This is a genomic window from Flavobacterium sp. 270, assembly GCF_004368785.1.
GTDB lineage: Bacteria > Bacteroidota > Bacteroidia > Flavobacteriales > Flavobacteriaceae > Flavobacterium.
The window spans coordinates 138,816-152,858 of the sequence record NZ_SODM01000003.1; the positions used below are offsets into that span (position 1 = coordinate 138,816).

11 protein-coding genes are annotated in these 14,043 nt (G+C 35.4%); 5 read left to right on the forward strand and 6 right to left on the reverse strand.

The window, feature by feature from the left end:
• Positions 1–69 precede the first annotated feature (69 nt).
• From bglX to EV144_RS12105, 5 genes are all read left to right on the forward strand, one after another.
• Positions 70–2,367 (forward strand): beta-glucosidase BglX, encoded by a 2,298-nt coding sequence (bglX, locus tag EV144_RS12080; protein ID WP_134149135.1) that lies wholly within the window; start codon positions 70–72, stop codon positions 2,365–2,367.
• 276 nt (positions 2,368–2,643) lie between these two features.
• Positions 2,644–3,600 (forward strand): L-glyceraldehyde 3-phosphate reductase, encoded by a 957-nt coding sequence (gene mgrA, locus EV144_RS12085; RefSeq protein WP_134149136.1) that lies wholly within the window; start codon positions 2,644–2,646, stop codon positions 3,598–3,600.
• An 18-nt stretch (positions 3,601–3,618) separates the two neighbouring features.
• Complete coding sequence (locus EV144_RS12090) at positions 3,619–5,004, forward strand: hypothetical protein (RefSeq protein WP_134149138.1); 1,386 nt, start codon at positions 3,619–3,621, stop codon at positions 5,002–5,004.
• Positions 5,005–5,164: 160 nt separating this feature from the next.
• Positions 5,165–5,734 carry a Crp/Fnr family transcriptional regulator gene (locus EV144_RS12100; protein WP_134149139.1) on the forward strand — a complete coding sequence of 190 codons (570 nt, stop codon included), beginning with the start codon at positions 5,165–5,167 and terminating at the stop codon, positions 5,732–5,734.
• A gap of 79 nt (positions 5,735–5,813) precedes the next feature.
• Complete coding sequence (locus EV144_RS12105) at positions 5,814–6,782, forward strand: zinc-binding alcohol dehydrogenase family protein (protein WP_134149140.1); 969 nt, start codon at positions 5,814–5,816, stop codon at positions 6,780–6,782.
• 145 nt (positions 6,783–6,927) lie between these two features.
• Here EV144_RS12105 and EV144_RS12110 read toward each other — a convergent pair whose 3' ends face one another.
• The 6 genes from EV144_RS12110 to EV144_RS12135 all read right to left on the reverse strand — a co-directional run bounded on the left by EV144_RS12110 (position 6,928) and on the right by EV144_RS12135 (position 14,032).
• On the reverse strand, positions 6,928–8,217 hold the full coding sequence (locus EV144_RS12110; protein WP_134149142.1) for a glycoside hydrolase 5 family protein: 1,290 nt from the start codon (positions 8,215–8,217) through the stop codon (positions 6,928–6,930).
• Between the two features lie 172 nt (positions 8,218–8,389).
• On the reverse strand, positions 8,390–9,619 hold the full coding sequence (locus tag EV144_RS12115) for a glycoside hydrolase family 26 protein (RefSeq protein ID WP_134149143.1): 1,230 nt from the start codon (positions 9,617–9,619) through the stop codon (positions 8,390–8,392).
• 8 nt (positions 9,620–9,627) lie between these two features.
• The gene (locus tag EV144_RS12120) at positions 9,628–10,173 is read right to left on the reverse strand and encodes a hypothetical protein (RefSeq protein ID WP_134149144.1); all 546 of its coding nucleotides are present in this window, start codon (positions 10,171–10,173) and stop codon (positions 9,628–9,630) included.
• Positions 10,174–10,217: 44 nt separating this feature from the next.
• Positions 10,218–11,408 carry an AGE family epimerase/isomerase gene (locus EV144_RS12125; RefSeq protein WP_134149146.1) on the reverse strand — a complete coding sequence of 397 codons (1,191 nt, stop codon included), beginning with the start codon at positions 11,406–11,408 and terminating at the stop codon, positions 10,218–10,220.
• Between the two features lie 6 nt (positions 11,409–11,414).
• Complete coding sequence (locus EV144_RS12130; protein ID WP_134149147.1) at positions 11,415–12,605, reverse strand: glycosidase; 1,191 nt, start codon at positions 12,603–12,605, stop codon at positions 11,415–11,417.
• 35 nt (positions 12,606–12,640) lie between these two features.
• Entirely contained in the window at positions 12,641–14,032 is a 1,392-nt protein-coding gene (locus tag EV144_RS12135; protein ID WP_134149149.1) for an MFS transporter, read from the reverse strand.
• Positions 14,033–14,043: the final 11 nt, after the last annotated feature.

A 14,043-nucleotide genomic window follows, 5' to 3' on the forward strand; every position in this document is an offset into this window, starting at 1 on the left:
TTGGTGTCTTAGCGTCTTCGTGGCAAAAACAAAAACCTTAGCATCTCAGAACCTCAGAACCTAAAAAAAATGAAAAACAAAAAAATATTAACTATTGGGGTTTTCGCCCTGTTTACCGTTGGAAATATGAATGCACAGAAAAAGCCGTATCTGGATAAAAATAAAACAATCGAACAACGTATTGATTTGCTTTTACCGTTGATGACGCTGGAGGAGAAAGTAGGGCAGATGAATCAATATAACGGTTTTTGGGATGTTACAGGACCTGCACCAAAAGGCGGAACAGCCGAATTAAAATACGAACATTTACGCAAAGGATTAGTCGGTTCGATGCTTACCGTTCGTGGTGTGAAAGAAGTGCGTGCCGTACAGAAAATTGCAGTTGAAGAAACCCGTTTGGGAATTCCGTTAATTATTGGTTTTGACGTAATACATGGCTATAAAACGTTAAGTCCTATTCCGCTGGCAGAAGCTGCGAGCTGGGATTTAGAAGCGATAAAAAAATCGGCAGCAATTGCGGCAGATGAAGCTTCGGCATCCGGGATAAACTGGACTTTTGGGCCAAACGTGGATGTAGCAGACGACGCGCGCTGGGGACGTGTGATGGAAGGCGCGGGAGAAGATCCGTATTTGGGAAGTAAAATTGGTTACGCAAGAGTTAAAGGTTTTCAGGGAGAAACAGTTGCCGATCTGGCAAAAGTAAATACGATTGCAGCCTGTGCGAAACACTTTGCAGCTTATGGATTTGTTGAAGCTGGATTGGAATATAATATTGTAGATATCAGTAATTCTAAATTGTATAATTTGGTTTTGCCACCGTTTGAAGCGACTGTAGAAGCAGGAGTTCGTACATTTATGAATTCTTTTAATACATTAAACGGAATTCCAGCAACTGGAAATGCTTTTCTGCAGAGAGATATTTTAAAAGGAAAATGGAAATTTGACGGATTTGTAATTTCTGATTATGCTTCGATCCGTGAAATGATTGCGCACGGTTACGCAAAAGATGAAGCAGATGCGACAGCAAAAGCAGTTATTGCAGGTTCTGATATGGATATGGAATCGTATCTGTATGTGGCAAAATTGGTTGATTTGGTAAAATCAGGAAAGGTAAAAGAAAGTTTGGTTGATGATGCCGTTCGCAGAATTCTTAGAGTGAAATTTGAATTAGGATTATTTGATGATCCGTACAGATATTGCGACGAAAAACGTGAGAAAGAAGTTGTTGGAAGCAAAGCCAATAATGAAGGCGTTTTGGATATGGCGAAAAAGTCAATTGTTCTTTTAAAGAACGATAAAAATCTGCTTCCGCTAAAGAAATCCGGACAAAAAATTGCTTTAATCGGAGCTTTGGCAAACGATAAAAACAGCCCGCTTGGAAGCTGGAGAATTGCTGCAGATGATAATACTGCCGTTTCGGTTTTAGAAGGAATGCAGCAATACAAAGACAATAAACTGACTTTTGAAAAAGGAGCAGATTTACTTTCGCAAAAAGCAAATTTCTTAACTGAAACTGTTTTCAATACAACTGATAGAACCGGATTTGAAGCAGCAAAAACAGCTGCAAAAAATGCCGATGTTGTGGTAATGGTTTTAGGAGAATACGGTTTTCAAAGCGGTGAAGCACGCAGTAGAACCGATTTAAATCTTCCAGGATTGCAACAGGAATTATTAGAAGAAATTTATAAAGTGAACCCAAATGTAGTTTTGGTTTTAAATAACGGTCGTCCGTTGTCAATTCCGTGGGCTGCAGAAAATATCCCTGCAATTGTAGAAGCGTGGCAATTAGGAACTCAGACCGGAAATGCCGTTGCTCAGGTTTTATACGGAGATTATAATCCGAGTGGGAAACTGCCAATGTCATTCCCGAGAAATGTCGGTCAGGTGCCAATTTATTATAACAAATACAGCACAGGAAGACCAATTGACAGTGATAAAAATGTTTTTTGGTCACATTACATGGATGTGGAGAAAACGCCACAGTTTCCGTTTGGTTTTGGATTGAGCTACACTAAATTCGATTATAAAAACCTGAAATTGAATAAAAAAGCTTTCTCTAAAGGAGAAAAAGTTGAAGTTTCGGTTGAAGTAACAAACTCCGGAAATTATGACGGAAAAGAAGTCGTGCAATTGTATATTCATGATGAATTTGCAAGCATCGTTCGTCCTATAAAAGAATTAAAAGGTTTTGAATTGGTAAACCTTAAAAAAGGAGAAACTAAAACGGTAACTTTTACTTTGACCGATAAGGAACTTGGTTTTTATGATAATGAAGGGAATTATTTAGTAGAACCAGGAACTTTTAAAATAATGGTTGGAGGAAGTTCTGATTCTGGTTTACTAAGTGGTTTTGAGATAAAGAAATAGTTTTTTGCCGCGAAGGCGCTAAGGCACAAAGTTTTTTTTGCATAGCCCCTAGCTTTAGCTAGGGGGAAAAGATTTAAATCATACAGGGCTTTAGCCAAACTATTCGCAGTTTGGCTAAAGCCTTTTTAATGTTTATATTTTCTACATCCAGCTAAAGCTGGACGCAATTCATCTTTTAAAAATTAATCTTTGTGTCTTCGTGTCTTTGTGGCAAAACTTAGCATTTTTTTTTACCTTTAAATCCTATTTAAAAAATCCAACCCTTAAATCAAAAAAATGAAATACAACAGATGCGGAAAAAGCGGGTTATTACTGCCTGAAATTTCCTTAGGATTATGGCATAATTTCGGATCGGTAGATAATTTTGAAAATGCCGAAAGCATTGCTAAAGAAGCTTTTGATAAAGGTATAACTCATTTTGATTTAGCTAACAATTACGGACCGGTTCCCGGTTCTGCCGAAGAAAATTTCGGTAAAATATTATGGCATAATTTTCAGGGAAACCTTCGTGATGAAATTGTAATTTCTACCAAAGCAGGCTACACGATGTGGAATGGGCCTTACGGCGATTGGGGTTCTAGAAAATATTTGTTATCAAGTTTAGACCAAAGTTTAAAACGAATGAATATTGATTACGTCGATATTTTTTATTCGCACCGTCCAGATCCCGAAACTCCGATTGAAGAAACCATGATGGCACTGGATCACGCGGTAAGAAGCGGAAAAGCGCTGTATGTCGGAATCAGTAATTATTCGGCAGAGCAGACCAGAGTTGCAGTTGACGTTTTAAAACAATTAGGAACGCCATGTTTGATTCATCAGGCAAAATATTCAATGTTGGAGCGTTGGGTAGAAAATGGACTTTTGGATGTTTTAGAAGAAAAAGGAGTGGGCTGTATCGCGTTTTCGCCTTTGGCACAAGGACTTTTGACAGATAAATATTTAAACGGAATTCCAGAAAATTCAAGAGCGCATAATCCAAACGGACATTTAAAAGAAGCTGAGGTTACGCAAGAACGCATTCAGAAATTAATTCAGTTAAACGAAATCGCTCAAAACAGAAATCAATCTTTAGCGCAAATGGCTTTAGCTTGGCTGCAAAAAGACAAACGAATTACTTCGGTTTTGATTGGTGCAAGTTCTGTAAAGCAATTGTGTAATAATATTGATTGTCTTGAAAATACTGATTTTACGCATGATGAATTGAATGCGATTGGAAATATTTTATTATAGACAAAAAAAGATATAGGTATGAAACGTGTTTATCTTGATAGTAATGTCTTTAGGTATTTAAAACAAAAACCTGATTTGTTAGAGTCGATATTTGATGTAATAAATAGTTTTATGTTTTATTATTCTTATGCACATTTAGCTGACTTATCAAGAGATAAAACCGATATGAAATTTGATGATCTAATTTTTATGGAAAATTTAGTTGATCAAAATTTTTTAAATCTTCAATCGGATAGAGAATATGTAAATGTTCAAATAGTTCCTCCTGCTTTGGCTTTCAGTAGTTTAACAAATTTGAAATTTTCAGATATAAATTTTGTTGATATTATTGATGATGCTTTTCCAAACGATATTTCTACTCTTGAAATTGATAAAGCAAAAGAATTATTAAAGATGTTCCTTACCTTTCCTATTAAATCTTTAGGTATGGAGGATCTAAATTTTCAAACTGAAGGTACTGCTGTTGATATCATTTCACCTAATGGAACGAACTCTATTCTTGAATATTTAGAAAAACTTGTAAATACATTTGATAATTTAAATACAGATCCAAAGTTATGGAGAGAGCTTAGAAACTATACAATTGAGAATCTAAATTTTTCAAATTTTGAAATAGATATTCAGAATATTGAATTTGATAAACAATTAAAAAATACAAAACTACAATCTACATTTATTAAGTTTGTTGAGAATGCTCTTAGTAGCTTTAGGAAAACTGACTTTAGAGATCAATACAATTTTTTCATTACGGCATATACTTGTCTAAATCTTTTGGGAATTGACAAAGAGAAAAGTAAAAAAGTAGTTTTCTCTAGTTTTCAGAATGATGCTCAACACGCATACTATGCTGCTCATTGTGAATATTTAGTTTCTGATGACGAACAACTCTTACTTAAAGCAAAAGCTCTTTACAATTTATTAAATATTAAAACGCAAGTTTTACATGCCGATGAATTTTTCAATAATTTAGATAAGATTGGTTGTGATGGCGAATTGGAATTTGATGATTTTATGGAAAAATTAAAAGATTTAAAAAACAATATTAATTTTTCTGAATCAATATCTTATGATGAAGGGACAGTTTATCGTTTATATAATTCTTACTTTGATTATTTTAATGAAATGCAAATCATTAAAACTGAAAATTTAAATCCAATTTGTGTGTTTTATAAAGAATACGAAAATTATTCTAATTTTTCATCATTTGAAGAAATGGAACTGATTACAAATAGAATAGTTAGAACACTTGGTAGAGATTTGTATAATAAAAAAAAGTATTCTGCAAATGATACTTTACAAATAAAAAATGAAGATTGGCAGGGAAGGGTTTGGGACTTTGAATATTCAAACTTTTATTTAAAAATAAATAACAAACGTTTTAGTCTTCATTATCAGCCAAAATAAAAAATAGAGAATAAAAGACAAACGAATTACTTCGGTTTTAATTGGTGCAAGTTCGGTTAGACAATTATGTAATAATATTGATTGTCTGCAAAATACCCAATTTTCGGAAGATGAATTAAATGCAATCGAATCCATTTTGAAATAATATAGCAACACTCCCATGTTTGATCATCTTAAAAATAAATTTCCAATCGAAGATCATTTATGGGAGAATTACATTCCATATTTTAATAAGCTTGAGATTCCCGCAAGAACAGTTCTTTTGAATGAAGGCGAAATTTCAGAACGAATTTTTTTTATCGAAAAAGGCTGCATCCGATGCTGGTTTAATAAAGACGGAAAAGATTTAACCTTGCAGTTTTTTTTAGAAGACGGTATGGTGGCTTCTATCGAAAGTTTTAGAAAGAAAATCCCAAGTCCGGTTACTATCGAAACAATTGAACCAAGCGTTTTATGGTATGTCGATAAAAAAGACATGGACGTCATTCTTAAAGAATTAATTGAAATTCCAGAGCTAAGAAATAAATTTATTGACATGATTTTTGAGCGTACTTTTGATTACATGAAGCATTTTGTTTCATTTATAAGAGATACGCCAGAACAACGATATCTTAATCTTCTCAAAGAAAATCCACAAATTATAAAACGTATTCCGCAGCATTATATCGCTTCTTTTCTCGGCATTACTTCCGTTCATTTAAGCCGGATAAAAAATAAACTACTCAAATAAACCTTATTCCCATTTGATAACAAATGTTATCGCACAACAATTTACTGCGGACTAATTTTGCTTCATAAAATTTAAAAATATGAAAGCAGCAGTAATTTATAAAAACGGAGAATTACCAAAATACACCGATTTTCCAGATCCAATTGTCGAAAATGAAAACCAGCTTTTAATGAATGTAAAAGCATCGGCGGTTAAAAACTTAGATAAAAATATAGCAAGTGGCAAACATTATTCGACAGATATCAAAGCAACGGCAAAAGTTGTGGGCGGTGACGGTGTGGGTTTTCTTGAAGACGGAACCAGAGTTTATGCTTTGGGCGTAACCGGAATGATTGCAGAAAAAGCAATTATTGATAAACACAAAATGGTAAAAGTTCCAGACGGGCTTGATGATAATACAGCTTCGGCATTACCAAATGCGGTTGCAGGTTCTGCGATGGCTTTGCGTTTTAGAGCAGATATTCAAAAAGGAGAAACGGTTTTAATAAATGGCGCAACCGGAGTTACCGGAAAAATTACCATTCAGCTTGCCAAACATTATGGAGCAGGAAGAATAATTGTAACGGGAAGAAAAGAAGAAACTTTAAAAGGATTATTAGATTTAGGTGCAGACGAATATTTAGTTTTGACACAATCAGACGAAGATTTTTTATCCCAAATAAAAGCCATTCATGTCAAAACACCTATTGATATTATTATTGATTATCTGTGGGGACATTCAGCCGAGCTGATTTTAAAATCTTTAAAAGGAAATGGTGGATTTACACATAAAACAAGATATGTTTCTGTTGGTTCTATGGCCGGAGATACGATTCAGTTATCGGCAGAAATTTTACGAAGCGTAGATCTTAAATTGTCAGGTTCAGGTTTTGGAAGCTGGACTAAAGAAGAAATGAAATTATTATTAGTAGAAATTTTACCTGAAATGTTTGATTTGGCAGTGTCTAAAAAGTTAATAATCGAAACCGTTTCTCTTCCTATCCAAGATATTGAAAAAGCTTGGGAAATAAATATTCCGGATGGAAAAAGGCTGGTAATTACAATTTAAAAACGATATTTCAGTATTAGGAAAAGTAAAGTTTTATATTTAAATAAGTTTTTAAACCATATAAGTGATATAAGTTCATTTTAGAATTAAACTTAAAACAAAGTTGATTCTATGGACTTATATTACTTATATGGTGAAATTAGCTTTACTTTTTCTTCAATTTTAAATTATACTTTTTCACAATTTCCAAAGTCGATTTATCTGTAGAAAAAACAGAATTTAAGCCTTGTGGTTCTTGCGGAGGATCTGTAGTTAACGGATCGCCTGGATTCCATTTTCCGTCAGCAGTAATTGCTTTTCCTTCACCGCCAAAACCCCAAAAGTTTGCGGCTTGCAAAGGACCTTTTTGAGCAACACTCTCGGCAACGCGGTTAAAAATATAATTGTAAAAAATATCTCTGTTGGCAACCGATGAAGTGTTTACTAAACTTTCGTTTTCTCTTGGTAATCCAAATTCTTCTATAATAATCGGACGTTTTAAATCGTCGGCCACTTTTACATGTTTGTCAATATAAATTCCGGCTTTTTCTAAAGTTGATGGTAAAGTATTTTCGGCAGTATCTGCTTTAAACCAACCCCAGTTTTTTGGCCAAATATGCATTGTTAGATAATCAATATTTGGATTTTGATGTGTTCTTTCAAAAATATTAATATCGTCATTTGAGCTGTTTAAGCCTTCAGAACCTGTAGAAACCAAATGATTTTTGTCTAAACTATCAATTAAATCAACAATATTGTTCAGCCATTTAGTGAATTTTGCTTCGTTTTCTGGCGTAAAAGTGCGCGGTTCATTTCCAACCTGCCACGCCATAATCGTATTGTCTTCAGTATATTTCTTTTTAGAATAAGCGTTTGTTCTTCCAATAATAAATTTTACATGATTATTCAAAGCTTCCATACAAGGCTCGCAACTATGAAATTGCTCTGTATACGACATAAATTGTGGCCAAGTATTTGGCGGAATTGCCGGAACCGGAATTGGGCCTTTTCCATTCCATTCCAAATATTGCGACATACCGCCAGACCATTCCCAGTTGTTTGTTAAGTACAAAACCGCATACATTTTGCGTTTGCTCATTTCATTGATTAGAAAATCCAATCCGTCCAATAAATCCTCATTGTATTTTCCTTGCGCGTATTGCAAAGCCGGACGAACCGTAAAATCATATTTTCCACCATCAGCACCAACCAAAATTCGAAGATTATCAATTCCGTTTTTCTGCATCAAATCCAGTTCACGAAGCAATCTTTTTCGATCGCCGATTTTTTTAGAAGCAAGTAAACTTCCATACCAATAATTGGTCCCAATATAGGAATACGGTTTATTGCCTTTATAAAATTGAGTTCCTTTTACCGTAATTCTTTCCTGTGCCTGACAGGCAATTGCAGAGAAAATTAATGAAAGAGAAAGTGTTTTTAGAAATCTGTTTTTCATAATACTATTTTTTAGGAGCTATTCCCGCTATGCGTTTTCATTAGTCATTGCGAGGAACGAAGTAATCTCATCATTTTTTTTCTAACGACTGCTTATTGCTAGTGTGATTGCTTCGTTCCTCGCAATGACAAACTAAGAGGAACTTGAAACTTGAAACCCCAAACAAAAAAACTTACTTAGGCATTTCATACATCCTTGGCAATCCATTTGCCAAAGCTGATTTTGTTTTAGAACTAAAAGTTTTAAAATCATTTGCATTCGAAACCGAACCAGTCGGAACATAATATCCGTCAGCATTATTGTTCCAAAATAGGACATAACTTATCTGGACATCATTTTTGGTTAATGCGCTGTATAATAAAGTAGAAAACCAATCTGTAATTGCCGGTGTTGTGCTTGTAACGCGATAGCCTGTTTCTGTCAAAGCAGCAATTTTTACTTTTGCTTTAGCGTAATCAGAAAGAATTTTTAGTTTGGTGTTTGCTTTATCTGAACCTGTCTGACCTTGATTGTTAAAATCGCCGTAATTGTCCATTCCAATAATATCAACATATTTATCGCCGGGATAGCGGCTTAAATAATTGGCCTCTGTTGTGTATGAATTGTCGGGAGAAAAGGCATATAAAATGTTGTGAACGCCTTTTGTGTTTTTAAGATAATCAACCGTAAACTGATAGGCTTTTTTATATTCATCGGCAGTCGCAAAGTCTGCTCCCCACCAAAACCAGCTTCCGTCAAATTCGTGAAAAGGCCTGAAAATTATCGGAATCAATTCGCCGTTTGCACCTTTTAAATTAGAAACAACGCTGGCGATTTTATCTAGTTTTTTCTTGTACCATTCGTTGTTGGCGCCACCGGGTAAAATACTTTTAAAAGCGTTATTTTTTTGCTCCGTAGTCATGTCGGAAGTATAGAAAGAATCTTCGCTGTAAGGTTCTCTCAAATGCCACGAAAAAGTATTGATCATGCCTTTCGCGTAAGCGGCCTTAACATCGGCTGTTATTTTTTGCTCCTGTTGATAAAACCAGTTATTAGCTTGATTGTTATTGTTTTTGTCTGTAATAAATGAAAAATCAGAACCTAGAATTGCAGGATCGTAACCTGTATTTTTTTTGATATCAGAATCTCCGCCTGCATCTTGATAAAAGCTGTTAAATGCATCTTGCTGTCCAATTGCAAATTTGGTTTTAGCAAGCCTTTTTAAATTATAAAATAAAGCGACGGTTTCTTTTGTAGCGCCTGCATCGACCATATACGTAGCTGTGTTTGCAATTGTAAGCGGATCATCCTGGGTTGGCGGATCGATAATAACTTCGCCGCTGGTGTCTTTATCTGAAGAACAGCTCATAAAAGCCAGAGCCGATAAAGCTATAAATAGGTTTTTTAAAATATATTTTTTCATGATTTTGGTTATTGGCCCGGATTCAGTTTTAGATAGTCTTCTTCCGTAAGAGTGGTTATTTTAACATCGTCAAAAAAGACAGTGCCATTTGTTTGTGCCAGAGCCAGCATAATTCTCATTTTTTTGGCTTCGGCTGGAGTTTTGATTGTTTTTTTGTAATTAATCCATTCTGTAGCACCTTTTGCCTGCGCTATGGTTTCAGAAACAATTTGTTTGTCGCCAGCATTGGTAAATTCTAAAATTACCGCGGCTGCTTTATAAGCTTCGCTTTGGGTTTCAACACCGTCTGTTTTCATCCAGACACTGCATTCAACTGCAAATGTATTTTTCGGAATCGAAACAATTTGATCAATAGCTTTCCATTCTGCACCTACAAACTGCGTAATATTGGCGCCGCTTTTTCCTGATTTTTTTTCGTAAGGAGAAATCATAGCGTTTTCTTCGCCTCGCCAATTGAGCAATTCGCTTTCAAATCCGCCGTTTTTGACCAAGTTGGTCTGAGCGTTTGTAATTGTAGTTAGAAATAGTAAGCTAAAAAATAGTAGTTGTTTCATAATCATTATTTTTAATACAATTAATTGATTTACTCGGCGAAACTTTAAATCTTTATTCGTTGAATAAGCTCTAAACAGGCGCGGCTGTTATGATAAGGGCATTTCCAGAAGCCGGCTTTGTCTTTTTCTATTAAAGAATTGTCTTTGTAAATTCCCCAAAACCATTCGCCATTTTCTTTGTCTAAAATGTGTTTTTTAATGAATTTCCAGTTTTTGTAAACGATTTTCAAATAAGCTTCATCGCCAGTTAATTGATAGGCATTATAAAAACCGATTAAAGCTTCGGCCTGAACCCACCAATGTTTTTCGGCAATGAGTTTATTGTTTTCAGGATCAAATTCATACCATAAACCGCCGTCGGTGTCTAAACCTTCTTTGGTAACTTCTGCCATCTGAATGGCATGTTTTTTATAATTTTTAATTAAAGTTTCATTTTCAGAAGTTTCGGCACATTGCAATAAAAGCCATGCCGCTTCTATGTCGTGTCCGTAAGAGATAACGTCTGGTTTTTCGATCCAGTTTTCATCAAAAAACAAACTTAAATGTCCTGTTTCAATATTAATGAAATGTTTTTCTATAGTTTCTAAAAGTTCAACAATATCATTTTGAAGCGTTTGATCTTTCCAAACTTTAAACAAATTCGCATACGCTTCTACAATGTGCAGGTGCGTGTTCATTGTTTTCTTTTCGTTGGCATCTTTGTCGCTCAAACGTAAATCTTCAATAGGCTGCCAATCTCTCGTAAAAGCTTCGAGATAGCCTTTGTTTACAGGATCGTAACTGTGTTTCTGAATTTGTTTGTAAAGATTTACAGCGATTTCTAATGCTTTTTCATCTTTAGAAATACTGTAATATTCAGATAATCCGTAAATCGCAAACGCCAGAGCGTAAATCTGATTTTTGGTGTCTTTTGGAGTTTTATCTGCTGTAATACTCCAAAAAAGACCTCCAAATTGTGTGTCGTAAAAATGTTTATAAAGAAAATTAAAAGCTCTTTCTGCCAGCGTTTTGTGGTTTTCGTTTTGTGTGGTTTTGTAACTGGCAGAGAACGTCCATAAAATGCGGGCATTCAAAACAGAACCTTTTTCTGCGTTGGCAATAAGATGATCGTTAAAATCAATCTGGCCAATAAATCCTCCATTTTGGTTGTCAACGGTATGTTTAGACCAGTATTTTAGAATCGCATCAAGTTCTGCTGTTAGTTCTAATTTAAGTTCCTTTAATTTTACTGACACGGTGTATTATATTGTGTTGTTTTTTTCGATTTGACTAATTATGGTTTCTACAGATCCTGCAGAAATAAAAGTATCTGCCGGAGTATTCGTTACATAATCAACTAATTTTGCAACAGAAGAAACGGCAACGTGCATTCTTGTATCTGATGATGCGTAGTACACATAAACAGTTCCGTCTGCATCTTCAATCCAGCCGTTTGAGAACAATACATTAGAAACGTCACCAACTCTTTCTATACCTTCCGGCCCCATAAAATGTCCGGCAGGAACGTGCGTTACTTTAGAAATATCATTTAGATCGGTCATAAACATGTATAAAGTATAGCGTAAACCTGCAGCGGTATTACGAACTCCATGCGCCAGGTGCAGCCAGCCTTTTTCTGTTTTGATAGGAGCGGGACCAAGACCATTTTTCAATTCATAAATAGTATGATATTGCTTGCCGAAGATGATTTTTTCTTCTTTTACAACCGGATTTTTCATGTCTTCTACATAACCTAAACCAATTCCACCACCAGCGCCAACATCTATAAAACCATCTTGCGGACGTGTGTATAAGGCGTATTTTCCGTTTACAAATTCCGGATGTAAAACTACATTTCGCTGTTGTCCTGTGTTTGAAATTAAATCAGGAAGTCTTTCCCAGTTTACTAAATCCTTAGAACGTACGATTCCGGCATTGGCTACAGCCGAACTTGTATCGCCTTTTGGTGCTTTTGGGTCTTTTCTTTCAGTGCAGAAAATACCGTAAACCCAACCGTCTTCGTGATTTATCAGACGCATATCGTAAACGTTTGTGTCTGGTTCTGCGGTTTGCGGAATCACGCATGGTTTTTCCCAAAACTTAAAATTATCAATTCCGTTTGGGCTTTCCGCGATAGCGAAAAATGATTTTCTGTCAATTCCTTCTACGCGCACCGCCAGCAGGTATTTTCCTTTCCATTTCATTGCGCCAGCATTAAAAGCGGCATTCATTCCGATTCTTTCCTGCAAAAATGGATTTGTATTTTCGTTCAAATCAAAGCGCCAGTTTAATGGTACGTGAGCGGCAGTTACGACAGGATTTATATAGCGATCGTATATACCGTTTCCGGCACTTTTCTCTGGTGTGTTTTTTTGCTCGATTAGTGTTTTATGTTCTTTTTCTAATGCTGCTTTTCTATCTTGAAACACAGCTGAAGAGGTTATTGTTGTCATATTGTTTGTTTTCGGGATCTGAAATGGTTTTTGTTTTAATTGGTCTGGTCTCTTTTTTCGTTTAAATCTTGTTCTATTATTTGAAGTTTTTCTTCGGATAATGGATAGAATAAAATAAAAGCGACTGATATTGCTGCTGCTATTGCAGGAAGTATGCTTAACATTAATTGTATTCCGTGTTGTGCTGTGGCTGTTTGTTCTACATTGGCCTGAAAACCGTAATAACCCAAAAGCCATCCGGCACCGGCACCGCCAATGGTCCAGCCAAATTTTTGTGACATTGATGATGCAGAGAAAACCAATCCGGTTGCTCTACGGCCTTGTTTCCATTCTGAATAATCTGCGCCGTCTGCGTACATGGACCAGATTAATGGGAAGATACAGCCTGCACAAATACTGATTAAAATTTGGAAAGTCATGATTAGGGTTACGTCTTCTTTTCCGAAGAAATAGAAAACTAAACTTAAGATTGCGGCTAATGCCATTGCGCCAAAAAAGGTTTTCTTTTTTCCGAATTTATTAGCCAGCGGTGTTGCAGCAATAACTCCGATAATATTTGCGGCTTGTCCCAATACTAAATAAATAGAAGTTGGCGTCATGTGAAAATCCGTTCCAAATAACGAAAAATCGAAATTTACAGCACTACTCACATAATATTTGAAATAATAAACAGCTGCGCCGTCTCGGATTGAATTAAATACTAAAGCACCAATTCCTGCGCCAAGTAAAATCCACCACGGTCTATTTTTTAGTAAATCTTTTAGATCTTCTTTTAAGTTATTTTGTTCGTCTCCAATTGGTTTTACTCTTTCTTTGGTAAAGAAAAAACAAGCCCAGAAAAAGACAGTTGTAATTAATCCAAAAACAACAATAGTTGCCAGCCACCCTGTTTTTGAGTTTAGGTTTCCACCGAAATAATTCACCAAAGGTTCAATCAGCCAAAGTGCCAAAAGACTTCCTCCAAAAGCAAAAACCATTCTGTATGACGAAAGTGTGTTTCTTTCTTTTCTGTCTGAGGACATTACGCCCAAAAGCGATGCGTAAGGCACATTGATTAAAGAATAAATCATCATCATGGCAGAATAAGTTACGTAGGCGTAAATTATTTTTCCTTTTTCGTCAAAATCTGGTGTGTAAAAAGTCAAAACTCCGATTACAGCAAAAGGAATGGCAACCCAAAGTAAATAAGGCCTGAATTTTCCCCATTTGCTTTTGGTTCTGTCGGCAAGAATTCCAACAATAGGATCAAAGCAGGAATCCCATATTCTGGTAATCAAAAACATAGTTCCTACAACAGCAGGCGCCAGTCCGAAAACATCGGTATAGAAAAATAAAAGGTACATACTAAAGATTTTCCAGAACATTGACGATGCGGCGTCTCCTAGACCGTAACCTATTTTTTCTTTTAAACTAATTTTGTCGTGCATTCGATTTTTTT

Coding starts and splice junctions, on each gene's coding strand:
- bglX (WP_134149135.1), top strand. CDS start 70: ATGAAAAACAAAAAAATATTAACTATTGGGGTTTTCGCCCTGTTTACC.
- mgrA (WP_134149136.1), top strand. CDS start 2,644: ATGAAATACAACAGATGCGGAAAAAGCGGGTTATTACTGCCTGAAATT.
- EV144_RS12090 (WP_134149138.1), top strand. CDS start 3,619: ATGAAACGTGTTTATCTTGATAGTAATGTCTTTAGGTATTTAAAACAA.
- EV144_RS12100 (WP_134149139.1), top strand. CDS start 5,165: ATGTTTGATCATCTTAAAAATAAATTTCCAATCGAAGATCATTTATGG.
- EV144_RS12105 (WP_134149140.1), top strand. CDS start 5,814: ATGAAAGCAGCAGTAATTTATAAAAACGGAGAATTACCAAAATACACC.
- EV144_RS12110 (WP_134149142.1), bottom strand. CDS start 8,217: ATGAAAAACAGATTTCTAAAAACACTTTCTCTTTCATTAATTTTCTCT.
- EV144_RS12115 (WP_134149143.1), bottom strand. CDS start 9,619: ATGAAAAAATATATTTTAAAAAACCTATTTATAGCTTTATCGGCTCTG.
- EV144_RS12120 (WP_134149144.1), bottom strand. CDS start 10,173: ATGAAACAACTACTATTTTTTAGCTTACTATTTCTAACTACAATTACA.
- EV144_RS12130 (WP_134149147.1), bottom strand. CDS start 12,605: ATGACAACAATAACCTCTTCAGCTGTGTTTCAAGATAGAAAAGCAGCA.
- EV144_RS12135 (WP_134149149.1), bottom strand. CDS start 14,032: ATGCACGACAAAATTAGTTTAAAAGAAAAAATAGGTTACGGTCTAGGA.